The organism is Cellulophaga sp. (assembly GCF_039943695.1).
Taxonomy (GTDB): domain Bacteria; phylum Bacteroidota; class Bacteroidia; order Flavobacteriales; family Flavobacteriaceae; genus Cellulophaga.
Window position 1 is genome coordinate 1 of sequence record NZ_JBDVAA010000199.1, and the last position, 26,236, is coordinate 26,236.

Annotated in this window: 25 protein-coding genes and 1 pseudogene; 10 read left to right on the forward strand and 16 right to left on the reverse strand. The window is 31.3% G+C overall.

Features of this window, described 5'->3' with window-relative positions:
• Together ABJD66_RS14390 and ABJD66_RS14395 are read left to right on the forward strand one after the other, a co-directional pair.
• On the forward strand, positions 1 to 474 hold a 474-nt coding region (locus ABJD66_RS14390; protein WP_348132862.1), incomplete at its 5' end, for a DUF6146 family protein.
• 32 nt (positions 475 to 506) lie between these two features.
• Complete coding sequence (locus ABJD66_RS14395) at positions 507 to 827, forward strand: DUF6787 family protein (protein ID WP_100895872.1); 321 nt, start codon at positions 507 to 509, stop codon at positions 825 to 827.
• 35 nt (positions 828 to 862) lie between these two features.
• Here the strand turns inward: ABJD66_RS14395 and ABJD66_RS14400 are convergent, their stop codons facing one another.
• Genes ABJD66_RS14400 through folE form a run of 5 tightly spaced genes read right to left on the reverse strand, consistent with a single transcriptional unit; the run spans position 863 to position 3,728 of the window.
• Positions 863 to 1,345, reverse strand: coding sequence for a monoheme cytochrome C (locus ABJD66_RS14400; protein WP_348132866.1), 483 nt, complete (start codon positions 1,343 to 1,345; stop codon positions 863 to 865).
• On the reverse strand, positions 1,345 to 2,565 hold the full coding sequence (locus tag ABJD66_RS14405) for a sulfite oxidase (RefSeq protein ID WP_348132869.1): 1,221 nt from the start codon (positions 2,563 to 2,565) through the stop codon (positions 1,345 to 1,347). Before ABJD66_RS14405 ends, ABJD66_RS14400 begins: the two co-directional genes overlap by 1 nt.
• 21 nt (positions 2,566 to 2,586) lie before the next feature.
• Positions 2,587 to 2,772, reverse strand: a complete 186-nt coding sequence (locus tag ABJD66_RS14410) for a hypothetical protein (RefSeq protein ID WP_100895869.1) — start codon at positions 2,770 to 2,772, stop codon at positions 2,587 to 2,589.
• Position 2,773: 1 nt separating this feature from the next.
• A complete protein-coding gene (locus ABJD66_RS14415) occupies positions 2,774 to 3,076 on the reverse strand; it encodes a hypothetical protein (RefSeq protein WP_100895868.1) in 303 nt (100 codons plus the stop codon).
• A gap of 52 nt (positions 3,077 to 3,128) precedes the next feature.
• Positions 3,129 to 3,728: a GTP cyclohydrolase I FolE gene (folE, locus tag ABJD66_RS14420; RefSeq protein WP_100895867.1), complete on the reverse strand. Its 600-nt coding sequence runs from the start codon at positions 3,726 to 3,728 to the stop codon at positions 3,129 to 3,131.
• Positions 3,729 to 3,894: 166 nt separating this feature from the next.
• Here folE and ABJD66_RS14425 point away from each other — a divergent pair, with 166 nt between their 5' ends.
• The 3 genes from ABJD66_RS14425 to ABJD66_RS14435 are packed head-to-tail and all read left to right on the forward strand — an operon-like array spanning position 3,895 to position 5,880.
• A complete protein-coding gene (locus ABJD66_RS14425; RefSeq protein WP_100895866.1) occupies positions 3,895 to 4,557 on the forward strand; it encodes an ABC transporter ATP-binding protein in 663 nt (220 codons plus the stop codon).
• 1 nt (position 4,558) lies between these two features.
• Positions 4,559 to 5,116: a CPBP family intramembrane glutamic endopeptidase gene (locus ABJD66_RS14430; protein ID WP_100895865.1), complete on the forward strand. Its 558-nt coding sequence runs from the start codon at positions 4,559 to 4,561 to the stop codon at positions 5,114 to 5,116.
• Positions 5,116 to 5,880 (forward strand): TIGR02757 family protein, encoded by a 765-nt coding sequence (locus ABJD66_RS14435; protein WP_348132874.1) that lies wholly within the window; start codon positions 5,116 to 5,118, stop codon positions 5,878 to 5,880. The genes ABJD66_RS14430 and ABJD66_RS14435 overlap by 1 nt, the downstream gene beginning before the upstream one ends.
• 39 nt (positions 5,881 to 5,919) lie before the next feature.
• On the opposite strand, the gene ABJD66_RS14440 is transcribed toward ABJD66_RS14435, so the two are convergent.
• Both ABJD66_RS14440 and ABJD66_RS14445 read right to left on the reverse strand, forming a co-directional pair.
• Positions 5,920 to 8,511 (reverse strand): hypothetical protein, encoded by a 2,592-nt coding sequence (locus tag ABJD66_RS14440; protein ID WP_348132877.1) that lies wholly within the window; start codon positions 8,509 to 8,511, stop codon positions 5,920 to 5,922.
• Positions 8,512 to 8,607: 96 nt separating this feature from the next.
• Complete coding sequence (locus ABJD66_RS14445; RefSeq protein ID WP_303541861.1) at positions 8,608 to 9,429, reverse strand: GLPGLI family protein; 822 nt, start codon at positions 9,427 to 9,429, stop codon at positions 8,608 to 8,610.
• Positions 9,430 to 9,807: 378 nt separating this feature from the next.
• On the opposite strand from ABJD66_RS14445, the gene ABJD66_RS14450 reads away from it, so the two are divergent.
• Complete coding sequence (locus ABJD66_RS14450) at positions 9,808 to 12,663, forward strand: T9SS type A sorting domain-containing protein (protein ID WP_348132880.1); 2,856 nt, start codon at positions 9,808 to 9,810, stop codon at positions 12,661 to 12,663.
• 115 nt (positions 12,664 to 12,778) lie between these two features.
• Here ABJD66_RS14450 and ABJD66_RS14455 read toward each other — a convergent pair whose 3' ends face one another.
• The 9 genes from ABJD66_RS14455 to ABJD66_RS14495 all read right to left on the reverse strand — a co-directional run bounded on the left by ABJD66_RS14455 (position 12,779) and on the right by ABJD66_RS14495 (position 23,699).
• The gene (locus ABJD66_RS14455) at positions 12,779 to 13,624 is read right to left on the reverse strand and encodes a biotin-dependent carboxyltransferase family protein (protein WP_348132883.1); all 846 of its coding nucleotides are present in this window, start codon (positions 13,622 to 13,624) and stop codon (positions 12,779 to 12,781) included.
• Positions 13,617 to 14,342: a 5-oxoprolinase subunit PxpB gene (pxpB, locus tag ABJD66_RS14460; protein ID WP_348132886.1), complete on the reverse strand. Its 726-nt coding sequence runs from the start codon at positions 14,340 to 14,342 to the stop codon at positions 13,617 to 13,619. The genes ABJD66_RS14455 and pxpB overlap by 8 nt, the downstream gene beginning before the upstream one ends.
• Before the next feature lie 6 nt (positions 14,343 to 14,348).
• The gene (pxpA, locus tag ABJD66_RS14465; protein WP_100895858.1) at positions 14,349 to 15,089 is read right to left on the reverse strand and encodes a 5-oxoprolinase subunit PxpA; all 741 of its coding nucleotides are present in this window, start codon (positions 15,087 to 15,089) and stop codon (positions 14,349 to 14,351) included.
• Positions 15,089 to 16,321 carry an Nramp family divalent metal transporter gene (locus tag ABJD66_RS14470; RefSeq protein ID WP_348132890.1) on the reverse strand — a complete coding sequence of 411 codons (1,233 nt, stop codon included), beginning with the start codon at positions 16,319 to 16,321 and terminating at the stop codon, positions 15,089 to 15,091. The genes pxpA and ABJD66_RS14470 overlap by 1 nt, the downstream gene beginning before the upstream one ends.
• A 108-nt stretch (positions 16,322 to 16,429) precedes the next feature.
• Entirely contained in the window at positions 16,430 to 17,965 is a 1,536-nt protein-coding gene (locus ABJD66_RS14475; protein ID WP_100895856.1) for a YifB family Mg chelatase-like AAA ATPase, read from the reverse strand.
• An 88-nt stretch (positions 17,966 to 18,053) separates the two neighbouring features.
• Positions 18,054 to 20,447, reverse strand: a complete 2,394-nt coding sequence (locus ABJD66_RS14480) for a penicillin acylase family protein (RefSeq protein ID WP_348132893.1) — start codon at positions 20,445 to 20,447, stop codon at positions 18,054 to 18,056.
• 84 nt (positions 20,448 to 20,531) lie between these two features.
• Positions 20,532 to 21,839, reverse strand: coding sequence for a tRNA lysidine(34) synthetase TilS (tilS, locus tag ABJD66_RS14485; RefSeq protein ID WP_348132896.1), 1,308 nt, complete (start codon positions 21,837 to 21,839; stop codon positions 20,532 to 20,534).
• Between the two features lie 20 nt (positions 21,840 to 21,859).
• Positions 21,860 to 23,164: a chorismate-binding protein gene (locus ABJD66_RS14490; protein ID WP_348132899.1), complete on the reverse strand. Its 1,305-nt coding sequence runs from the start codon at positions 23,162 to 23,164 to the stop codon at positions 21,860 to 21,862.
• 4 nt (positions 23,165 to 23,168) lie between these two features.
• Positions 23,169 to 23,699 carry an NADPH-dependent FMN reductase gene (locus ABJD66_RS14495; protein ID WP_100895852.1) on the reverse strand — a complete coding sequence of 177 codons (531 nt, stop codon included), beginning with the start codon at positions 23,697 to 23,699 and terminating at the stop codon, positions 23,169 to 23,171.
• Between the two features lie 123 nt (positions 23,700 to 23,822).
• On the opposite strand from ABJD66_RS14495, the gene ABJD66_RS14500 reads away from it, so the two are divergent.
• The 4 genes and pseudogenes from ABJD66_RS14500 to thiD all read left to right on the forward strand — a co-directional run bounded on the left by ABJD66_RS14500 (position 23,823) and on the right by thiD (position 26,192).
• Entirely contained in the window at positions 23,823 to 24,941 is a 1,119-nt protein-coding gene (locus ABJD66_RS14500) for a heparan-alpha-glucosaminide N-acetyltransferase domain-containing protein (protein ID WP_348132903.1), read from the forward strand.
• A 40-nt stretch (positions 24,942 to 24,981) separates the two neighbouring features.
• Positions 24,982 to 25,035, forward strand: a pseudogene (locus ABJD66_RS14505) (hypothetical protein); the annotation flags it as partial.
• Positions 25,028 to 25,234: a CDGSH iron-sulfur domain-containing protein gene (locus tag ABJD66_RS14510; RefSeq protein ID WP_348132925.1), complete on the forward strand. Its 207-nt coding sequence runs from the start codon at positions 25,028 to 25,030 to the stop codon at positions 25,232 to 25,234. The pseudogene ABJD66_RS14505 and the gene ABJD66_RS14510, both read left to right, overlap by 8 nt.
• A gap of 139 nt (positions 25,235 to 25,373) precedes the next feature.
• On the forward strand, positions 25,374 to 26,192 hold the full coding sequence (thiD, locus tag ABJD66_RS14515; protein WP_348132906.1) for a bifunctional hydroxymethylpyrimidine kinase/phosphomethylpyrimidine kinase: 819 nt from the start codon (positions 25,374 to 25,376) through the stop codon (positions 26,190 to 26,192).
• The last annotated feature ends 44 nt before the right edge of the window (positions 26,193 to 26,236 follow it).

Here is a 26,236-nt window from a genome sequence, read left to right on the forward strand (position 1 = left end):
ATTAGAATAAATACAGAAGTTATGAAAAAGACACTATATTTAATTAGCTTACTACTTACCTCTATCCTATTTACAAATTGCACAAGCACTAAAGAAGTAGTTGCTATATCAGAAGCAGAAAAAAATGTTTTTAATCAGAAAGAAGGAGAATCAGTTGTAATTGCTGATGAAGAATCTGAATACGAAATTATAATAATAGATCCTGGTTTTAATGCCTGGCTAGTTAGTTTTGCTAGGCCAGAGCAATTTTATTCTCAGAGTTATTTAGAAACAAGAAACCGCTTGTATGTAACAGAATGGAATATTAGAGCTACACAACCTTTTAGATACGACCCTAATTTATATGAAATGCAAATAAATTACTCATCAAATGTAGATTATGGCTATGAAGTAAACTACAAACTATACAATTACTTCATTTATTTTCAAAGAAAATACAATCAACGTCTTGGTCATTTTGTTCCTCGCATATAAGCTATTATATTTGCGACCGATTAAATGCTACTATGGAAAAATTAAAACAACGTTGGGGAATAGATTCTAATTTCGCCATTGTTATGATACTTATTGTATTTGCAGTAACTGGATCTTCATCTTTAAAAGTTGCAAGACCACTTTTGGACTTCATAGGCTTTACAAGAGAAATTTTTCCTTCAGATTGGTATTTTTCAATTTTATATTGGACAGTCCGCATATTAATCATATTTCCAATATATCAAATACTACTTGTTGCTTTTGGTTGGTTGTTTGGTCAGTTTAAATTCTTTTGGGCTTTTGAAAAAAAGATGCTATCAAGACTAGGTTTAGGACGTTTTTTAAAAGAGTAACTTTTTATTATCAAACAAACATTTTAGTTCTATAGCTAATTCAATTGATACCACCCAATATTTTCTAAGTTAGCACGTCTACCCATACTTTTGGGTGCATAGTTTTTGGCTAAGTAGTTTACTATAATCTCTTCATTATTTCCTAAATCCCAAAGGTTTTGGGTTTCTTGCATCCATCTAATTGTGGCTATCCAACGCTCTTTTGTCATTCTATTCTGAGTAACCATTTTGGCCGAGTGGCAGCTAGTACAATTATTAACTACAGTCATTAATCCTTCATCTTCTACGAAACCTGTTCTTAAGTGTATACCATTTTCAATTTTGTCCCAATCATCTTCTTCAATGGTGTTTTCTACTACAACAGGTTGTAATTCCTCATCAGTCTTAAATGCAGATAAATTAGGGTCTACAAGCGCATAAATAGCAAATACTACTCCTAAAAGCACTATGCACCACACCATAATAAGCATTCTGTATACTTGTTTAGCCTGATTTTTAAACTTGTTTTCTTCGCTCATTATTTCACTTTTACAGCTATTCTATGACAAGCATTGTTTAAATACCCCTTAGGGTTCCAACCAGGTACAAGCATTGGCTGTGTTACATTATTTACATCTGTTGCTCTAGCCCAAACCTCATAATATCCTTTTTTTGGAAATGCGATTACTGCATTAAAATGCTGCCAAGCTAATCTATTTAAAGGTTTTTCTAAATTACAAGTATGCCAAGTAGCGCCAAAATCTATAGAATACTCCATTTTAATTACCTCCAACTCTCCTGCCCAAGCGTGTCCGCGAATGTTTAGTTTTTTTCCTAAATTTATCATTGCTCCAGATTTAGGGTAAGTAATTAAAGATTTAACAGGCATAGACTCTATAATTTTCATATCCTCGTCTTTAACCTTTTCTCCTGGAGCTACAGGGTTTTTAGGCACTCTGTATGCCGGAGCTTTCATTTTAGCCCCATCATGTTCTTTGTTTCTTACACTAATACCATTTAGCCATTTACCAGATGTAGACGCAGGCCAACCACCACAAACTAAGCGTAAAGGGTAACCGTGAGCCGCTGGTATATCTTTACCGTTCATTTTAAAAGCAACCAAAGTTTCATCTTGCAATGCTTTATGCATAGGCACGCCTCTAGAGATAGGCTCTTTATTAGGATCTCTACTAATATGTGAGTCTGCAGCGTGGTACCCAATATAAACTGCAGAATCTTTAATACCTACATCATCAAGTATATCTTTAAGTCTAACTCCTGTCCAGCTTGCACAAGATACCGCACCAACGGTCCATTGGTTACCTTTTGCTGGCGGATTAAATTCAGATCTACCATTACCACCACACTCTACCGTAAGTTGGTAAGTGTATTGTTTAAATTTTGATTTTAATTCTGATAAAGTATACGTTTTTTTCTGTTGTACAGATTCGCCATCTATGGTAAGTGTCCATGCAAATATATCTACATCTTCTGGCGGAATTCCGTTATTTCTGATAAACATATTTTTATTAGATGTTACTTTCTCATCTAACAAATGTGCTTTAGCTTCAATATTCCAAGGTTTATCATTTAAAACAACCATTTCCTTATCTAAATTAAACAAGGTAAACGGGTCTGTATCTTGTATAGCTAAAGGTTGATAATTTGCTGGCATTTTAGAACCAAAAACAATATCTGCTCCAATAATACCTGCCATAGTAGTTAAAGTAGCCTTTTTAACAAAATTTCTTCTTTTCAAACTAATTATAAAATCAAATTATTACTCAATTTCACCCCTATTTCTTGCTCTAATATTAAAAAACATAGCAACAGACACTACCAAAGCTGATATGATGCCTACATAAAATCCTATGCTTAAATTGTTAAAGTCTGCAGTAAGTAAGTGCATTAAAATTAGTAATAAACAGAAGAATATTACAATAAATGGTATAATTTTTTTACTCATACTATTTTTTTTCTAGTACTTCTCCTAATTTAGACCCACTTATAACATAAGTATAAATCCACATAATAGTAAATGAAGGTATAAAATCTGTGCCAGGTATTAATTCTTCTACAAAAGATGCCATACCAGCTGCTTTACCAGCAGTACCTTTATACATTCTGGTCATTAACCAAAAAGAAAGTGGCGCCCAAACAACGTCTGAAAACTCTCCTATTCCTAAAACAGAAAATGAAAGCATTCCTATAGCATCAAAAAGAAGACCTAAGAGTAAGTCTCTGTATTTTGTATTTTTTTTATTTGTCATATTAAAATAGTTAATGTTATCTACTAATATACAAAAGTAATGCCAGTGTTTATTAGGATAAGTCTGAGCTTATTAACTTTAAAAACTCATTACGTGTTTCTTGTTTCTCAAACTGCCCTCTAAAACCAGATGTTGTGGTCACAGAGTTTTGTTTTTGTACGCCACGCATCATCATACACATATGCGATGCCTCTATAACAACTGCAACTCCTTGTGGCTTTAAGGTATTATTTAAACATTCTAAAATATCATGTGTTAAACGTTCTTGCACTTGTAGCCTTCTTGCAAAAACATCTACAATTCTAGGTATTTTACTTAATCCAACTATATGTCCGTTTGGTATATATGCTACGTGTGCTTTACCAAAAAAAGGCAACATATGGTGCTCACATAAAGAGTATAATTCTATATCTTTAATAATTACCATATCATCATAATCCTCTTTAAACATTGCAGCTTTTAATATTTTTACCGGATCTTGCTCATAACCTTGCGTTAAAAACATCATAGCTTTTGCTGCTCTTTCTGGTGTTTTTACCAAACCTTCTCTTTCTACATCTTCACCTACACCTTCAATAATTTTAGCGTATTTTTCTTTTACAGATTCAGTTGCTTCTAAATTATATTCTTCAAAATTTTTATAAAAAGACATCTATATATTGTGTTTTATACTTGTTTTTAGGTTGATAAAGTCCTTGTTTAACTAAAACAGACTCTTCTATTTCAAAAATAGGTATTAAAATTGAATACCGCTTTCTTTTATTTATTTTTGCCATATCAACGCTAATGAGTACTTTCATCAGCGAAAAAGACAAGGAATGATAAAAGCTAAAAATATTCAAAAGTTTTACGGGAAACTTCAGGTTTTAAAAGGTGTAAATCTTCATATTAAAGAAAAAGAAATTGTCTCTATTGTTGGCTCTTCTGGTGCTGGTAAAACAACTTTATTACAAATACTAGGAACTCTAGATGTTATTTCTAAAACATCTTCTAGTGAGTTATTAATTAAAAATACAAATGTTACAAAACTAAAAGATAAGGAGTTAGCTAAGTTTAGGAATGAAAATATTGGTTTCATTTTTCAGTTTCATCAACTATTACCAGAGTTTACTGCTTTAGAAAATGTTTGTATACCTGCTTACATAAAAAAAACACCTAAAGAGGAAGCAGAAAAAAGAGGAAAAGAACTCTTAGACTTTCTAGGGCTTTCTCATAGATACCAACATAAACCTAACGAATTATCTGGAGGGGAACAACAACGTGTTGCTGTTGCAAGAGCTTTAATAAACAACCCTTCTATTATTTTTGCTGATGAACCTAGTGGTAACTTAGATTCTGAAAGTGCTGATAACCTGCATAAATTATTTTTTAAATTACGAGATGAATTTGGACAGACATTTGTGATTGTAACACACAATGAAGAACTTGCTGATATGGCAGATAGAAAATTGGTAATGGTAGACGGACAAATAACAACATAATATGCTAAAAATAGTTTACCAGTTTTTAAAAAATCCAACCAATACTCCTGATGAAAACACAGATTTTGGATACAGATTTATATCTTTTATAAAAATACTTTTTTGGGGATTATTAATAGGTATTGGCATAGTTGTTTTTAACTCTATTTGGGAAACTACAGGTATTTTAGGGCCTAACGAGCACGCTTTAAGCTCTGCTATGGACGACTATACTACTCCTATGCTATTTTTATTAATTGTTATAGTTGCTCCTTTGTTTGAAGAATTACTTTTTAGAGGTCCACTTGCTTTTTTTAAAGAAACCAAAAGGTTTAAAATAGCTTTATATGTATCTATTTTATTATTTGGTGCCGTACACATTAGTAATTTTGAAATTACACCAATGGCATTAGCGTTATCTCCATTTTTAGTAGCTCCACAACTGGTTTTAGGTGCTTTTGCTGGTTTTATTAGAGTTAAGTTTGGACTAATTTGGTCTATTGCACTACACGCTTGTCATAACTTTATCCTGTTTTTACCTTTAGCACTTATTAAACTTTTAGAACTTCCTATAGAATAATGACAAAAGCCGAGTTAAAAGAGTTTTTAGATGTTAAGGTTGTACAATACAACAATCCAGATTTTATAGAGTCAGATCCGTTACAAATTCCGCATCGTTTTACAAAAAAAGAAGATATAGAAATTGCTGGTTTTTTAACGGCAACTATAGCTTGGGGAAACCGTAAGAGTATTATTAAAAATGCAGATAAAATGATGACTCTAATGCACAACTCTCCTCACGATTTTGTTTTAAACCATTCTGATGATGATTTGGGTAACTTTAAAGGTTTTGTGCACCGTACATTTAATGAAACCGATTTTACTTTTTTTGTACAGAGTTTACGTAATATTTATATAAATCACGGTGGTTTAGAGGCTCTCTTTGCTAAACACACCCAAGGTAATGACTTGCAAACCGCAATCTCTAAATTTAAAGCTACCTTTTTTGAGATTGAACACCCAAAACGTACAACAAAACACATATCTGATCCCTTAAAAGGTTCTGCTGCTAAACGTATTAATATGTTTTTACGTTGGATGGTACGTGATGCTAGTAGCAAAGTAGATTTTGGTATTTGGAAAACCATAGATCCTGCACTACTCTCTTGCCCTTTAGATGTACACTCTGGCAACGTTGCTCGTAAATTGGGGTTATTAAAGCGTAAACAAAATGATGCTAAAGCCTTAGCAGAACTAGACAAAAGCTTACGAAAATTAGACCCTAAAGACCCATCTAAGTACGATTTTGCTTTATTTGGTCTTGGTGTTTTTGAAGGGTTTTAGATAGTTTTATCAACTACTAATAAATGCTTTTATTAAGAATTAAAATGAATACATAAAACTAAGTAAATGATACCTACCAAATAAATTCGTTTTTTGAGAATTTATAGAAAATTCATTTACATTTCTCTCTATAAATGAAGTGTTATTTAATAAATTAACCCCTTTTAATCCCAATTGCCAATTTTTATTTTCTGGTGCATACATTACTTCAAAATTTAAGAATGAATTGTTTGTGCCCTTGTCTCTAAAATTTGGAATAAAATAGTTATATGAAACAGTACTAAATAAAGACCTTGATGGTCTAAACAGTACTTTAAAATTATTTTCTAAAGACTTATTTAAAAATGAACTCTGACTTACCGTTTCTTGGTAAGTAAACTTCGTTGTATTCTCAAAATTAATTGATGAATTAAAAGCGGTTTTTAAATAAAGACTATTAAACAAATAAAGAGTTTTATTGTCTCTTAATCCTGAATTATTAATGATGTTTTTATAATTGTAAATTGAATAGTTTGATGAAATTTTAAAATTAGTTTTTATTGATGGTATTAGTTTCGAAAAATTAAAGAAAAAACTAGTATTATCTGTGTATTCATTTAGAAAAAAACTTGTTGTTTTTATAGCGTTTTCATTTATATCTGTATTTGAAAAATAATTACCTTTTTGCTTTAAGTAATCCACTCCAAAAGATAATGTTAACTGATTAAAAAGATCATTTTTAGAGTACATAAGACTATATTTTTGATTTTTTCGTGTTGTAATATCAGGTATATTATTTTTTACCATACGATTACTAATTAAAACTTGGTTCTCAAATACATTCTGAATTTCCTGTGTGTTTTGATTAAAACCTGTATTCAAATTTAAATACGAATTTAAATTAAACTTATACATCACTGATAATGAAGGCTCAAAAATAAAAATATCATCTAATGGGTTTGTAGCGCCTTTTAACTCCTGATAAAGTTGTTGAAAAGAGAGTTTTGGTGAAATAGAAAATTTTCCTATTTTCCAATTATACGACCCTTGAGTGTATATACTATTTTTAATAAAATTGATATTATTTAAACTACCATCAACTGCTAATTGTTGAGTGTTATTTTTGCTAATTAAATTAGAATAAAAAGTTTCTTTATCTAAATTAAACCCTACTAAAACACTATATTTATTGTTGTTTTTGCTTTTACCTAACAAAACTGTTTTAAAATCCGTGTAGTATTTTTTAGAAGAATTACTTTGTATATCACTATTAAAATTTTTTGTATTAAAAACAGAAGGATTAATGGTAAAACTTTGATCTAATTTATTAAAAGAGTTTATCAAGTTAATCTGTAAAGCCTTGTTACCTGACACCTTGTTGGTATACTCCAAGTTCTGTTTAAACAATTTATTTTGGGTATCAAGTAGTGAATTAAAATCATTCTCTTGGTTAGATATAGTTCTATATTCTGTATCTATCGTTTCATCCCTAAAACTAACGTTATACTCTAACAAAGAAGTTTTAGATGTGTTGTACTTTAATTCTAAATCTCCTCTGTAATGCAAAGGTTTTTTGTTTATATAATTATCATCAAAAATTGCAAACTGCTTATCCCCAGTAATTATAGAACTTTCTGAGAACTGATTACTGTTTATTTTATCTGACAAATAATATAAATTTACTTTGGCCTTTAATTTGTCATTTAATTTATAAATACTATTAAAATTAGTAAACAACTGACTATTTTGATTTGATAAATTGTTATTAGTAACCTGATTAATATTATATTCTGGAATTATATTTTGAGTATGGTAATTTTCATCCTTTAACTGCTCTTGTGTAATTTGATTACCAGAATAATTAAAAGGAGACGAATTCTCACCAATAGAATTGTAAGTACCTACAGCAAAAGATTTATGTATTTTATTTATAGCCAATAAATTTGTTGATACATCTAGTGGGCTTTTTTTAGACTTGGTAAAACCACCCAACCCAATATCTACACTACCAGAAATATCACTTTTATTCTTCTTTAGTTTTAAATTTAAAGCAACTTTTTGGCTATTTTCAATCCCTTTTAAAAGTTTGTTTTCAGAGTAATTTTCTATAGCTTCAATTTCTTCAATTAAGTCTATATTTATATTTTTAGTACCTATAGTATAATTGTAATCAAACAAATTATCTCCTTCAATTGTAACAGTTTCTATAGATTTACCCCTGTAACTAATACTACCCGTACCACTATCAACCTCTATACCCGGAAGTTTCTTTAGTAAATCTTCTACTTTTCTTTCAGTACCATCTGCATAAGAATCTACATTGTAGGTAACAGTATCTTCTTTTATTGTAAATGCTTTCTTTTTTTCAACTACAACTTCATCTAAATATTCAATCTTTTCTTTAAACAATACAAACTTAAAAGTTAATGTATCTAATGGTTTTAATCCTTTTATCTCTTCTGTATAAGCTGTATACCCTGTGGCTTTAACAGTTAAAAACAAACTATTAGTAGAGTAACTTTTTTTAAGTTTATAAGTAAACGCTCCTTTAGTAACAAGTACAAACTCTTTAATTACACTAGCATTAGGTTCTTTTAGTAGTATTTGTGCGTTTATAGGTGTATTATCACTAGTAGTAACTGTACCTTTCATTACTTGTGAATAGCTTAATGCTATACTACTCAATAAAAGGAATAGTACTAGTAAAATTTTAGAACAAAGGAAATTTTTCAAAAGTTATATGTGCTATTAATTTTTAGAAAATTTCTTATGGTATTTATCTAATGCATCATTATACTCTTTGTCGTCTTCATCTATATATAATTCAATACCACCTCTAGAAGATACTACACCTCCAGTATTTTCATTAGGTCTATAACTTAAAAGTTCTATTGCTTTTTTCTTGTACAAGTCTTTATAATCCTGCCAAGTTAGTGCATCTTTTGTATCAAAAGGATTTTCTAAAGTAGCTAATTTTAGCTTAGTATTTTTAATTTTTATAGGTTTAAAAGATATAAAGTTATCTATAGATTTCAGTTCTAAAATCATACCTGGTAAGCCATCATATTTATAAGGGCCACCTACAGGTAGATCTGATGTAAACCAAGCCTCATATTTTCTACCTCTAAAGTCCATTGTTGCTAATTGGCATTTAAAACCTAAAATTTCTTTTGAATTATTTTGTATGCTCCAATTAAAAATATTTAGACTATCCTTAACAACAAAATACTTGTAAGCAACTTCATGTTTAGAATAAAAGGTGCCATTGTTATAGTCCTTAAATAACGTACTAATATTTTTACCAGTTGGCGTAAAAGTAAATCTAGAATCGTCATCTTCATCTGTAATTACAACTTCTGTAATTTTTGATTTGCTTTTTTTTGTGTAAATAGACTTATTTAGCTCTACAAATTTATTTAGCTCATAAACACCTATAAAAGGTTTTCTACCTTCTTCAATAGATAAAGTTCTCTCATACAATACTTTGTAAATATTTATGGAATCTTTTTGTGCAAACGCACTGTAAAAAGTTAATAATGTTATTATTATAAGAAATGTATTTCTTAACATATTTAGCAAACTAATTTCTAATTAGTCGGAAAATACTACTTATTGTAAGAAAAACAGCGTTTAACAGAAAAAATTATGAATACTTTATATATTTAAGTTAAAAACAATATATTTTCATTTCTTACTAAGAACAGCCACTATATAGTAAAGATTAGCTCTTAAAATTTCAACACAATTATAATACTAAACATAGTAATATCTTCTCATAATAAATATATATCATAAATATTTATTTGTAATAATAAACTTACTTTTAAATAGATTTATTCATACATTTATAACTTATATTATATATAGTACATCAAGACTTATATCCTATAATATTTTTTAGAATAAAGGTCAATAATACTATTAACCACTTATAAATAACTACTTACTATGATGAAAAAACTCTTATTTATTAAACTATTATATGCGTTTACTTTTTTGTGTATAAATATATCTTATGCACAAAATGCCGCTTATTTTAATAAACTACGAACAGAAAAAGTAATTTCTACCAATTCTGTAAATTGGGTTCAATTTGGTCCAGGAATGTCTGGATATTGCGAATTTTTCTGGAATCACCCTACGGATAAAAACACTATTTTAATGGCTCCAGATATGTTTAATGGCTACGGTTCCTTTGATGGAGGAAAATCATGGCAAACTATTAAAGATTATGATGGAGAAGGATTTGATATGGGAAGAACTTATGATGTTGAATTTTCTAGACAAAATCCAAATTTAGGCTTTGCAACTGATGAACTCGCTGGACTATATAAGACAACAAACAAAGGAAGAAGTTGGAAAAAAACAAATTTTAATTTAGGTGGAGCACATAATGAAATAGCTGTAGACCCAAAAAATGACAATATTTGGTATATAGGAGCAGGAACTTTTTGGGATTCTAAAAGGTTTCATAGAACCGCTAATGATAAAACTGGAGGTACTTTTAGACCCAAAGCTATTTTAGGCCATATTTATAAAAGTACTAATAAAGGCTCTACATGGAAAAAAATTACAAACGGACTCCCTGCAAAGCTTGCTGTAGCTAAAATTATTGTTGATCCAACTAACACCAATAACGTAATAATGGCTGCAAATACAGGCCTTTATTTAAGCTCTAACAAGGGAGAAAGTTGGACTTTGGCAAAAAATAATGGCTTACCTAATAACCTTCCTAGAGATATGACATCTCATTATAATAAGGAAACAAATAAATTCACTTTATTTTTAATAGATCAAACTAGTTTTCACAAATCTGAAAATACATTTTCTTCTAAAGGTGGTATTTACAAAAGCACAGACGGTGGTAAAAGTTGGACTTCAATAACAGGAGATTTAGGTATAAACTTAACTAAAATAACTAGTAATCCTACAAAATATTACTATAAAAGGTCTATTGCTAAATGGTTAGGAATTAATATTTCTGATGTAAGTAATAATTTACCTAAAAATATATTGCAAAACTATAATAGAATAGTTGTCAACCCAAAAAACTCAAACCAGATCTACGTTTCTCACAATGTAAAACATGACTTTTCTTTTGGTCCTGGAGACATCTGGAAAACAAACAATGGCGGACAAACTTGGTTTCCTATTGCTAGAACAGGAAAATATTGGAAAAATAATACAGACCAAAATTACTGGAATAGCAGAGCAGTAAAAGTATCTGGTACTAATACCAAATTTGCTCACATACAAAAAAATATGGATGAAAGAGAAGAAATTTGGGGATGTAGGTTTATGTCTATTGATGTAGAAGGGAACGTATTTGCTAGCTTAGACCAACAAGTACTTAAACTTACTAATGGTGAAAATAAGTGGAAACAGATTGATGATGATGAAACTTTTTACGGCAGTAAATCATGGATAGGTAAAGGAGGTAGTAATCTCCCTGGTAGATATATTTATCTTGAAACCGGAATTCCCAACAGAAAACTTTTTCTAAGTGGAGAACACGGATTATGGAAATCTACAGGCTTAGGTAGGTTTGCAAACTCTAATAAAGTTGCTACAACCCAATTAGAAGGTCAAAATAATACAAACGGAGCACATTCTATAGCAACTTTAGCAGTACACCCTAACAATCCCAATATAATATACACACTACAATTTAGACAAAAACACAGAGATAAATTTAGAAGATCTAAAGATGGCGGAAAAACTTGGGAAAATATAAGTACTCCCATTGACTATCCTGACACAAACCTATCGTCTCAGCACTTTTACAGTTCTTCTTTAATGATAGATCCTGTGTCTGCAAAAACTATATATTTTACACTTATGAGATACAGTCCTTCAGAAATTAATGAAGGTACTCCAGTGACTAATTTTAGTAAGTATGGTGTATACAAAAGCACAGATGGAGGAAAAAGTTGGTCTTTAAAAAATAATGGTTTACCAGCTAAATCTAGTATAAGAAGATTAGAGATGCACCCTACAAATAGTAACATAATTTATGCTGCTTCAAATTTATACAAAGGTGTAAATGGTGGGCTGTACAGAACTAACAATAAAGCCCAAACATGGACTAAAATAAATACATTACCATCTTCCATAAAATCTGTAAATAATGTACATATAGATAAAACTACAAAAGATATTTACATCTCATGCGGAGTAAAAGGGTCTACAAATAATAATTCAGGAGGTGTTTGGAGAAGTAAAGACAATGCACAAACTTGGAAAAAAATATTTGATTTAAACTATGTTTGGCAAACCGAGACTTCTCCAATTAACCCTGAAATTATTGCTGTTACAGTCCCAAGATCTCCACAACACAAAAACCCAGGCATTTATATATCTAAAAACGGAGGAAACTCATGGATTAAAGCCAACAAAAATTTAGCACACGCACACTCTATTACAGATATTAAACCCGATAATAAGGACGAAAACACATTTTGGTGTTCTGGTTGGGGAAGCGGTTGGTACAAAGCAACTTGGAATAACACCAATACATTAAGTGCTATATCAAAAACTACACCTAAAGACAATAGTTTAGAAAAAGATAACGGCTTCTCTATTTTTCCTAACCCTACTACAGATATTCTTAAAATTAGATCCAGTTTAAACAACTGCGATATAACAATTTTTGATTTTAACGGAGAAATTGTTAAGAGCTTATTTCTAGGTGAAAATTCAACAAAAGAGGTATCTCTTTCTGGTTTAAAAAAAGGAATATATTTTATTCAGTTTAAGCCAAAAAATGAAACTAAAAGCTTTACAAAAAAAGTAATTCTAAAATAATTATATTAGTTAAAGGCTGTCATTTTTGATAGCCTTTTAACTTCTCCTACTCTTTACTATTGTTTGTTTTTTTATCTTTTCTATTTTCTTGCCACTTGATTCTTAACGTATAACTCTAAATCACCTCAAAAGCAATTTCGTCTCCTGTAAATTTCTGAGCTAACACACTTATAGCAGCACTTGTAAGTTGTAACACTCTTGGGTAACCACCTGTTGTTTGGCAATCTTTCATTAAAATTATAAGTTGACCAGACGGAGTTAACTGTACTGTTCCTGGCAAAACCACAGAGGTTATTATGGGTTCTAATCTATTCTCTACCAATTCTGATAGTTGATATGCCATTCTACTATTATTTTTAGATACCGTAAACACAGTGTTTAATAGTTTTTTTTGTTGATGAGCATTTAACTCACAAAACTCAGAACCCTTATAAACTTTAATGATTTTCTCATCTAAATAAACATTATTTACAGCTAAACTAGCGTTTGATTGTTTTTCTAGAGTTTCAACACTATCAATAGACAAAAGGAGATTTTTTTGTATGGTTTGATGTTGAGTAACGTTCTTAAACATACTTCTACTTTTCATCACAACTTCAGTTAAAAATCCACCTAAAACAGCAATATAACCTCTAAAACCACTCTTTTTTACTCCAAAAGAGAGAATATCATCCTTTTTTACAAAAATTACACTATTATTACTTACTGGTATGTTATTTAGTTTTGACTGAAAATCTCCTCCAGTTATACATATTCTAGTACTACACAAAAACTGAAGCTTTGGTCCTGTCATTGTAAACTCTAAAACAGCTGCATTTGTAGTGTTTCCTAACAAAGAATTAGCCAACATAGCAGCTCTTTTATCCATAACACCAGCGTAAGATACTCCGTATTTCTGGTAGCCAAACCTGCCTAAATCTTGTACCGATGTATAAAAACCTGTGTGCAATACCTTAACCATTGTAAATATCACTTTCTATTAAAAAAACATTAGCATTTACTAAAGTTTTAATATCATCATATTCCTTTTTTGTAACCGAATAAAACTGAATAGCATCTCCTGCTTTAGCAAAACAAGGAACATCTTTGTTTGCATCAAAAAAAGAAAGTGGTGAGTTGCCAATAATATTCCAACCTCCTGGGCTATCTACTGGGTAAATACCAGTTTGGTTACCTCCTATTGCCACAGCACCTTTTTCTACTCTTAACCTAGGCATTGCTTTTCTTGGCATTGTTAACTCTTTTGGCAATCCGCCTAAATACAAAAAACCTGGTAAAAACCCAATAAAATATACTGTATACATTGTTCTTGTGTGTAATTCTATTATTTTGGTTACTGATGTATTCTTCTCTTTAGCAACTTCTTTAAGGTCTATTCCAAATTCATCTTCATAACAAACCGGAATTTTCCAAAGTGTACTATTACAATCTGTTTTTTTTCTTTTCTGAAGGTATATTTGTCTTAAATTTTCAATTTCATCAGACAAATCAACTTTAAAATCATCAAAAACTATTAAAAGAGAATTGTATGCCGTTGTAACTTGAATTCCAGATGTGTAAGCTGCTTCAATTTTAAATTTAAACGCTAATACATCATACAAAATATCTTTTGCTATAACTTGCTCCCATTCTACCAAAATAGAAGTGTCTCCAAATATTTTATAGTTTACGTTAGTCATAATATGTTAAGCAACATCAATATTTAAACTCTTCAATTTATTTTTTAACTGCTTCATAATTTCTACAGCATTAGGATTATCTCCGTGCAGACAAAATGTATCAGCCATTATTTTCTTTATAGAACCTTGAGCTGTTATTACAGTTTTATTGGTATACATACCGTAAACGTGACTAAATAAATTATCAAAATCTACTATAACTGCATTTTTTTGAGACCTAGAAACCAGTGTTAAATCATCATTATAATTACGATCTGCAAAAGCCTCGTACTTAATTTTTAAATTTTCCTTTATTGCTATTTTTTCAATTACTGAATTGTAAGGAACATACAATTTTACAGGTAAATCAATACTTTTTACAGCTTTTACAACCACTTTTGCAATGTTTTCGTCTATAGCTGCCAAATTATACAAAGCGCCATGTGGCTTAATATGGTGTAACACTGTTTTCTCCTCTACAATTACAGTTAGTAAGTTTAGTAATTGTTTTTGTATGGAGTTTAACAGCTTATCATTACTAATTTCCATTGCCACTCTTCCAAAATTTTCTTTATCAGGAAAAGAAGGATGTGCACCTATTTTTACGTGATTTATTTTTGCCAAGCGTACAATATGTTTCATTAAATCCATAGTACCAGCGTGACCACCACAAGCAATATTACATGAGGAAATAAAAGGCATTAATTGCGACTCATTACCTACACCCTCACCAACATCTACATTAATATCTATTGTTTTTACTGCCATTAAAATAAATTTAAAGAAAACACTTTATTTAAAGTTGCTACAGATAGTAAAATACTAATAGCAAGAATTATAAAGCCTAATATATTTTGATAAACACTGTTTTTATATACACCTAAAACCGATTTCTTATTCATTATCCACAATAAAAAAGCAGCTATAATTGGCAGTAAAATTCCGTTTGCTATTTGAGCAAATTTTATAATGTCAATAGGTTTAATTCCTAGTGATGAAAATAAAACACCTAAAAACAAAATAAATATCCAAATGGCTCTAAATTTTGAAGATTTTAAATTTGTAGACCACCCCAGACAACCACAAGTAACATAGGCAGCAGCTAATGGAGCTGTAATTGCACTAGTAATACCAGCAGCAAACAAACCAATAGCTAAAAAGTATTTTGCAAAACTACCAAACAAAGGTTCTAGTCCTTTGGCTAAATCGGCTGCAGAGTTAATGTCACTACCCTGTATTGCAGCTGCAGATATTATAACACACATAGATACCACACCTCCTAGAATTACGGCAACAATAGTATCTTTACGAGCATATTGCAAGTCTGTAACAGATTTCCATTTTTCACTAACCAATGAAGCGTGTAAAAATAAATTATAAGGAACAACAGTTGTTCCTATTAAAGCAATAACGGTTAATAACCCGTCTTTAGGTAAACTGGGCTTAAAAATACCGCTTAAAATTGCTATTAAATCTGGTTTGGTAATAATTGCAGTAATTAAAAAAGCCAAACTCATTGCTATTACTAAAGAAATTAGTGCTTTCTCTAAAACCTTATAATTACCTATAAACAGTAAAACAAAAGCAATTACACCCATTAATATACTTAAGTAATTAAAAGAAAAACTACCAAAACTTACATAAGATTCTCCTAAAAGTGCCTCTAACCCCAATATACCACCACTAATATTACCAGCCTCATAAACAGCATTACCTATAACAATTGCAGAAAGTATAAGCAGAATAGTAAACCATTTTAAAATTGGATTTTTAATCTCTGTACGTATAATATTACTGAGTCCTTTTTGAGATACAATACCTACTCTAGCAGACATCTCTTGTAAAACAATTGTAGCAACTATAGAAAGTGCCATAGCCCACAACAAAGCAAATCCAAAATTTACACCAGCTAACGTGCATACCGTTATGGTTCCTGGACCAATAAAAGCTGCAGCAACTAGCGGACCTGGACCAATGTTTTTAAACCATTTTTTTATCATTCTGTAGGTTGGTTATTTTAGTTGAAAGATAAAAAACTTATAAGTTTATTATACCTAAAATGTGACAAATATTAAATAAATTGTTCTGTTTTTTAAGATTGATGAAGCTTACCCCAACCACCCTTCTCTGTCTAAACTACGGTATTGTATCGCTTCAGAAATGTGATCTCCTAAAATAGCATCAGAATTAGCCAAGTCTGCAATTGTTCTTGCTACTTTTAAAATTCTGTCATACGCTCTAGCAGATAAGTTTAAACGCTCCATAGCTGTTTTTAATAATTCTTTAGAAGTTGTATCTAAAGCGCAATACTCACGTATTTGCTTGGTATTCATTTGCGCATTATAATGTATATTTTCTAAGGCTTCAAAACGTTTGGTTTGCACTTCTCTAGCAGCGGTTACACGTTTACGAATTAGCACACTACTTTCTCCTTTTCGTTCTTCTGATAGTTTTTCAAAAGGAACAGGAGTAACTTCAATATGTATATCTATACGATCTAACAAGGGTCCGGATATTTTACTTAAATACCGTTGCATTTCTGCTGGTGAAGATGTTACTGGAGCATCTGGATCGTTAAAATAACCACCCGGACTAGGATTCATACTTGCAACCAACATAAAACTACTTGGATAGGTTACCGTAAAACGTGCTCTAGCAATAGTTACCTCTCTATCTTCAATTGGTTGGCGCATAACCTCTAGCACTTTACGCTCAAACTCTGGCAGCTCATCTAAAAATAAAACTCCGTTATGAGATAAAGATATTTCACCCGGTTGCGGGTAACTTCCTCCACCAACTAAAGCAGCAGAGCTAATGGTGTGATGTGGATTTCTAAACGGACGCTGATTCATTAATCCTGCGTTTTTAATTTTACCTACTACACTATGTATTTTAGTGGTTTCTAAAGCCTCGTGTAGTGTCATTGGGGGCAAAATAGATGGTAAACGCTTGGCTAACATTGTTTTCCCTGCTCCTGGAGGACCTATTAAAATAATGTTATGTCCGCCTGCTGCAGCAATTTCCATACTTCGTTTAATGCTTTCTTGCCCTTTAACATCAGAAAAATCGAACTCTGGAAACTCTAAACTTTTATAAAATTCTTCTCGCGTATCTACAATAGTTTGTTCTAGAGGCACATCTTTATCAAAAAACTCTATTACTTCTGTAATATTTTCTACTCCAAACACCTTTAAACCAGATACTATTGCTGCTTCTTTTACATTCTGTTTAGGCAATATAAATCCTTCAAAACCTTCTTCTTTAGCTTTAATAGCTATTGGCAAAGCACCAGTAATGGGTTGCAAACTTCCGTCTAAAGAAATTTCTCCCATTATTAAATACTTTTCTATGTTGTCTGATTTTATTTGTCCAGATGCACTTAAAATCCCTAAAGCAAGTGTTAAATCGTACGCAGAACCCTCTTTACGTAAATCGGCCGGAGCCATATTTATGGTTATTTTTTTACCTGGAATTTTGTAACCGTTATTCTGCAAAGCAGCAGCAATTCTGTAGTTACTTTCTTTTATTGCATTGTCTGGCAAACCTACTAAATGGTAGCCAATACCTTTATTAATATTAACTTCTACTGTAATTGTTGTAGCTTCTACTCCAAAAACAGCACTACCAAAAACCTTTGTAAGCATTCAATTTTATTTTTCTTAAAAGTAAGAAAAATAATCTAAAAGTTAACACTTGTGTATTTTAATATGAATACACATATAAGATCCTGTTCTACTTATTTTCTGGCTTAAAAACCAATAAAGATTTTTTTGTTGCTATAATCTCCTCTTTATTCATCATCATTTTGCGAAACTCACCTTTTAAGTACATTTTAGCTTGGTCATTGTAATGCGAGCTAAACGGACTACCAGATTGCCCTGTTGGTAGTATACTTATACTGTTTTCTACATCAGAAAAATCTATAATTCTACGTGTAGATGGCCCTGAAGTTACTTTGTACACACTATCTCCACTATACGTAAAACCCATATTATTTATAACCTCTTTTGTACCATTTACAGGAAAAGGTCCAACATTAAAATATTCTCTTAAAGATGCTACTTTGCCAATAGGATGCTCATGTTCTAGTGTGTGTATTTTACCCCACGTCCATACATCTGTATTTGTCCCAAATTGTGTTTTTAATGAGGTTAGAGCATCTACAAAAGAAGCCTGAAAAACGTCATCTGCAGTTTCTACTTTGGTTGTGCTTACATTATCCCACCAAATAGAACCTTTGTTGCTTACCAAGGGTGCAATTAGTCGCTTATGAAAATGTGTAGTTAGTAATTGTTTAAAAAGCTCATCACCCAACTCATCTTTAAATGTATTTTTAAGCATAAAAAATACCCAACGTTGGTAAATACTAGATTCTATGCTATTTGTGGTAGCACTACCGTCCCAGTTGGTTAGCTTATCTAGCAACTTAATATCATCATCTGTTAAATTACTAATATCTATATTTTTAGACATATTTTTAGCAACCATTGGATCTACAGCAGAAGTAATATCTGTAATCATTTTAGAAACCGACTCTTTATCCCAGTCATTTTTAGGTTTTAAAAGCTGCTCTATACGTTTTGCTCTGTTCTCTGGTAAGTAATATCCTGGAAAAAATCTTCCATTAATAGTATCTGGCTGGTTATTGGCAGAGTACACAAACTCCCAAGGTGGATTTTCTGCGTGTGGATTTTCAGAAAAATCTAAAAAATCTCCTCGCTCTTGCTCTCCACTTGCTCCATTTAAAATTAACTTTGTATTGGTACTATCTGGCATTGTATAAAGCTTAGCAGTTGCCCACCAAGCTACATTACCATCTGCATCACCATACATAATATTAAGGCCAGGTGCATGTAAATCTCTTAAATGACGCTTAAAAGTACTCATAGACTCAGAATGAGACATTCCGTATAAGGCACTTAGTAATTTATTATCTACCTGTGTGTATATCCAAGAAATTGTCACTGGACTTTCTCCTGCTACACTTGCAGCTAAACCGTTTAATACAGCTCCATGCCTTGTAGATTTAAGTGTGAATTTAACATCGTCTTCTCCCTTTACTTTTATAACTTTTTCCTTGTACGTGTATTTTTTCCAGCCGTTTTCTGTTTTGTATTCTGTAGTATCTTGCGGATTAGTTTCCTCGTAATAAAAATCTACATCATCATTCTCAAACATTGTTAAACCATAGGCCAACTGTCTGTTGTGTGCTAATAAAGGAAAAGGAACTCCTGCTAAATGGTACCCGTATTTTTTATAGGTTGGCGTACTCAAATGCGCCTCATACCAAACGGTAGGTTGTGAAAACCCAATGTGCGGATCGTTTGCCAGTATTACAGCTCCATTCTTTGTTTTATCTGGTGATAAAACCCAGCTGTTACTCCCCTCAAATTGTGGCACTGGCAGCTTTTCTAATGCAGAGGCTAATTTACTAGCTAAATTTAGCTGCAGTGTATCTTTTAAAGGATCATAATTTTTAATATAGGTTGATGTTGGTTCCGTTTCTATAGATAAATCCTGCAAATAAGCAGCGCCAAGCTTGTTTTTAATATTGCTTAGTAACGGGTCTGTTTTGTGTGCCATAGCAAAACTAAAAGCCATATACCCAATGGTATTGTGTATATCTTTAAGTGTAAAAGGGCGCTTATCTACTCCTGTAAGATAAAATTCTACCGGAGTTGGACCTTCTTCCATAAATTGATTAACACCATCTAAATAAGCCTCTGCAAGCTTTACATAGTCACTATTTGGATCTAAACTAGCTACAGTTTTTTTAGAGTAATCATCTATTCCTAACGCTAAAAACAATTTATCTGTTTCTACTAAGTCTTCACCAAAAATTTCTGATAATTCTCCTGCTCCAATACGTCTAAGTAGTTCCATTTGCCACAACCTATCTTGCGCATGCACATACCCTAGTGTGCGTATTGCATCTTTTTCTGTAGCTCCATAAATATGAGGAATACCGTAATTATCATAATAGACATTTACTTTTTCTGATAAATTTTTTAAATCATTCTCCCCTTCATAAACAGGAGTTAAGGAGTAAAGAAAAATACAAAGTCCCAAGAATAACAATCCTAAGATTGGGATTGTTATTTTTAGTATCTTTTTCAATCGGCGCATGGCGTAGGTTGTTTGCCTAAAGGTAAAATTAAATTTTAAAAAAGAAAATCTATTTCAACAGCAAAAAATAAAAAAATAACGGTATTATTTTAACAATTTGATTTTAAGAATTTTAGATGTTTCGTCATCAACCTTAAATCTATTGTCTGCACGTATACCAACTACCCAAACTATAGCGGAGCCAGAACATAATAACCACTGTTCTTCTTTAGCCACTACACTTAATTTTATGTCTTTATAAAATTTACTTAGTTTCTTTTTTCCGTGCTGTCCAAATGGGTAAAAAACATCTCCTTCTTCCCTCTTACGCAGTACTAATGGAAATTTAAGCTTTGACTTATCTACAAAAATAGTTGTCAATTCTGGTTTTTCTATGGCATCAACCTCTTTTAAGTTTATGTGTATTGGGTGGTCTAATGTATCTTGTTCTTTATTTATTAGGTAAACATCAGAATTAGGCTCTTTTAGCTCTTGTAATAACAAATTTTCTCTGTTTTTTACTAATCTGTGTGTTCTAGATAAAACCTGCTTACCACTCATTGCTGTAAGTAAATTGGCAACATCTTGCCACTCTGTAAAGCCATAATCACTAAACAAGGCATACAAATAGGTTTTTAAGGGTGTATAACTTAATAGTTTTTGTACAGATATCTCTGTTATTCCCTTTTTTGATATAAATAGCTCTTTTTTAAGTAGTCTAATATAATCCTTTGCTAGTATATTGGTTTCTTGCAAGTAAGTCTGTGTATTACTAAAGTTTTGCAAAAAAGTTGAATGCAGCTCTTTTAACTCTGGCACTATATTATGCCTTATTCTGTTTCTTAAATATTTGGTTTCTTGGTTGCTTTTATCTTCTCGCCAGCTAATATCATTTAATTTAGCATAGTCTAAAATTTGAGCGCGAGTAAAAGGTAATAATGGCCTAGAAAGTGAAGCTGTTTTAGATGGAATTCCAAGCAAACCATCTACTCCTGTACCACGGGATAAGTTTATTAAAAAGGTTTCTAAATTATCATCTGCTTGATGACCGGTTAGCAACGTATAAAGGTTGTTTTCTCCTATTAATTTGGCAAACCAAGCATACCTTAACTCTCTTGCTGCCATTTGAATAGATACTTTATTCTCATTAACATAACCACTTGTATCAAAATTAGTTACATATATTTTTTTATTTAACTGTAGTGCTAAATTACGAACAGATTCTTCATCTGCATCACTAGCACTATCACGCAGCTTAAAGTTACAATGCGCTATAGAAAAATCTAAATTTAATTGCGCACACAAATGCACTAAAACAACACTGTCTACACCACCACTACAGGCCACCAAAAATGGACGTTGCAATAACAACGGAAAATTTGTTTTTATATGGTGTTTAAATTCTTTTAGCACACTACAAATGTAACTAAAGTTTAAGATACTTTACCCTCTAAAACCTGTCTCATTGCTTTAGCTTTTAGCAAACACTCTTCGTATTCCTTTTCTGGACTAGCTTTTGCTGTAATTGCACCACCAACAGAGAATGACACATATTTTTCTGTGGCATTGTATAAAATACTACGTATAATTACATTAAAATCAAAATCTTGTTCTGGAGTAATATACCCAACGGTACCACTGTAAACACCTCTTTTTGTAGCTTCTAATTCTTCAATAATTTTCATCGCAGAAACCTTAGGTGCACCTGTCATGCTACCCATTGGGAACGTTTCTTTTATAATATCAATCACATTTTTATCACTTTTAACAGTTGAAGTAATTGTTGAAATCATTTGATGTACTTGATTGTAAGTATACACCTTACACAACTCAGTAACTTGCACGCTTCCTTTAATGGCACTTTTAGACAAATCATTCCGCACCAAATCTACAATCATTACATTCTCTGCACGTTCTTTTTCATCTAACGCCAAATTTGTTCGTAGTTTTTCGTCTTCTAATTTATCTAAAGAACGTTTTGCTGTGCCTTTTATAGGCTGAGAAATTACTGTTGTACCTTCTTTTTTTATGTAACGTTCTGGTGAAGCAGATGCCACATACTTATCATTCAACTTTAAAAAAACTGAGAAAGGAGCTTTAGATATTTTATTAAGTTCATTATAAGTTTCTAACGGATTAATTTCTGTGTCTTCAGCATAAAATTCCTGACAAAAATTAGCTTCGTAAATATCTCCTCTATGTATTTTTTGAAGCATTTTACCTACTCTATCAAAATAATCATCTTTAAAAATTCTCATTTTAATATGTATGTTCTTTTCTTTTGTCTCTTTTTTGTTTTTAAGGGTGATATTAGTAATCTCATCAAAATCAACTTTTATCTCATCATCAACCATATTTAGGTATATAAAATGAGCAGTATCACCTTGTATTTGTATTATTTTTTTAGGCTGAAAAAAATATAATTCAGGAAAATGAAGTCCGTCAAAATTCTCAGATTTTAATCGTTCTACATTATTCTTTAAATCGTACGTTAGATAACCAAAAATCCAGTCTTTTGTTTCTGTTTGATACGTTTTTAAATCATCAAAAGCATTAAAACTATCTGTAGACAATGCGGTTAAGGCATCTACTGCCAACATACCATCAAAAGAACTATATTTGTTATTATGTGAGTTGCTGTCTAACCAAACAACCTCATAGAACTGCTGACTCCATACAAGTAATTTAGCTTTAAAAACTTGTACATCATCAACTTTAAAAGAAAAAGACTTACGCAAGGGCTTATAATTTTTCTAAAAATTGATTAACAGCTGCTTGATACTCTGTTTTTACATCTGAAGCAATTAAAACACCTTCTTTAAAATTGTCGTTAAAAGATGGTAAAGCAAAGGTAGCTACTATTTCTGCTCCAAAACGAGGCAATACACCTTCTGCTTGTTTTAAAGCGCTTAAAGCGCCTCTTTTACCTGGTGAGGTTGCCAATAAAAGTACTTTTTTACCTTCAAGAAAATTACGATCTAATCTAGATAGCCAATCAATTAAATTTTTAAAAAAGGAAGATAAACCACTATTGTGTTCATTTACAGAAATAACAAGAGCATCTGCCTTGGCAATAGCATCATTAATTTCTTTTAGTTCTGATGAAAACCCGTTGTTTTTCTCTGCATCCTCACTATACATTGAGATAGTAACTTTGGCCATATCTAAAACTGTTACATCATTATTGCCTAAAATACCTGCTGTAAATGTTGCTAATTTATGGTTTATAGAGGTGCTAGAATTGCTTCCTGCAAAGGCTAAAATAGTACTCATTTTATATAGTTTTTAACGAAAATACCGTAAAAAACAATCAATTGCGAGCATTTTAGCTAATTTTGCAAACGAAAATAATAAAACCAACTGTAAAACAAGCACATAGCTTTTTTTAAACCACTAATGGAGAATAAAACCAACAGATTATACTTTATAGACGCAATGCGTGCTTGGGCTATTTTAATGATGTTACAAGGTCATTTTATAGACGGATTATTAGATTTTGAATATAGAGATAAATCTATTTTAGCTTATGCCATATGGAGCTATTTTAGAGGAATGACTGCTCCTGTTTTTTTTACAGTTTCTGGCTTTATATTTACGTATTTACTTGTTAGAGGAGATAAAAAAGGATTAAAAAATCCGCGAGTAAAAAAAGGAATTAAACGTGGATTACAATTAATTCTAATAGGCTATTTATTAAGAATGAACCTTTTTAGTGTTATTTTTGGAGAAATCTACGACTCCTTTTTCTACGTAGATGTACTACATTGCATTGGATTCTCTATCTTAGGAATAATAGCCTTGTATTTAATCACAAGCAAAACAAAACCAGTTATTTTTACTACTATATTAGTGACAATTACAATTGTTTTATTTTTATTTGAACCAACATACGACAAACTACCACACTCTTATTTACCACAAGCTATTGCTAACTACATTACTAAATTATATGGTTCTGTATTTACTATAATACCTTGGTTTGGCTATGCTACTTTTGGTGCTTTTATGGCTATGTTATTTACAAAATATAAAAACTACCAAAAACTATACATAACAGCTATACCAATATGTGTTGTTACAGGACTATTTTTAATTTTTGGATCATCGCCTTTATTTGCTTTTATATGCGATATAACAAATACAAGTTTTTTGTATGCTGTGTACACTAACAATTACTTATTTATTAGGCTTGGAGATGTGCTCATCATATTTTCTATTTTTATGATGCTACGCTCCTACCTTACCAATAAAACTGTTTTAAAAATTGGTCAGAACACGCTTGCCATTTACGTAATACACTTTATTATTTTGTACGGTAGTTTTACTGGACTTGGGTTTTATCACTTTTTTAAATATTCTTTAACCCCTGCAAAAGCTATAATTGGCGCTGCTTTATTTATGTTTAGCTCTACATACTTGGCCTTATTGTATGATAAACACGAACTTAAAATTAAAAACAGAATACAAAAAGTAAAGTTTGCTACTTTAAAGCTATTTAGACTAGCTAAAAATTAAGTTTTGCTATTTTTTGATACTTAGTTTTACGCTATGTTTACAGCCAAATAACTATAAAAATGAGCAACGACAAACAATACTCGCCAATTAAAGTAGAATTAGAAAAAGATAAAAACTACGGATGGTGTACTTGTGCACACAGCAGCAACCAACCTTTTTGTGATGGTTCTCACAAGGCACATAACGCAACACCGTCTATGCGTTTTTCTGTTGAAGAAGCAAAAACCTACAATATGTGTACTTGTAAATTAACAAGCAACCCTCCATTTTGCGACGGTTCTCATAAAAAATAAGCACACTACAACATAAAAAAAGTCCTTAAGTAATTTTTCTTGAGGACTTTTTTTGTGTTTTACACGTATGTTAATTAGAAACAATTTAGTACAAAAAACTACAAATTATATAGATTTGCATACTGACATTAAAATACGAATGAAAAACACTACAACCATTTACAACTCTGTATTAACTATTGCAGGGAGCGACTCTGGAGGTTGCGCAGGCATACAAGCAGATATTAAAAGCATTAGTGCTAACGGAGGCTTTGCAACTACTGCAATTACAGCTATTACAGCACAAAACACGTTAGGAGTTAATGCAATTTATCCAATTCCTACTACAGAAATTAAAAACCAAATAGTAGCTGTATTAAGCGATATAAATGTTGGTGCTATAAAAATTGGAATGCTACAATCTGCAAAGATTATAAAAGCAGTATTAGAAACTCTAGAAGCTCATAAAGATATGCCTATTGTTTTAGACCCTGTGATGGTAGCATCTTCTGGAGATAATTTGTTAGACAATGCAGGCTTAGAGGCCATAAAGTTACTTTTGCCATTAGCAACCTTAATAACTCCAAATATACCAGAAGCACAAGTTTTACTTAAGATTGATACTATTTCTCCTGAAAATATGCCACAAATTGCAGAAAAAATTGGAAAAATGTACAAAACATCGGTTTTGTTAAAAGGCGGACATATAGAAAATAGTCAAACCTTAGTAGACGTATTATACAACTACCAAACCAACTCGTTACACAATTTTAGCAAAACACAAGTAAACACTAAAAACACACACGGTACTGGTTGTACATTATCTTCTGCTATTGCTACACATTTAGCACTTGGAAATAGTTTAAAAGACGCTGTGCAAAAAGGAATAACTTACACACACCACGCAATAGTAGCTGGTAAAAGTAAAGAACTAGGAAAAGGAAATGGTCCTGTAGACCATTTTTACAAACTACAATAAACAAAAAAGGCTGCTCTGTTGAGCAGCTTTTTTTTATCTATTAA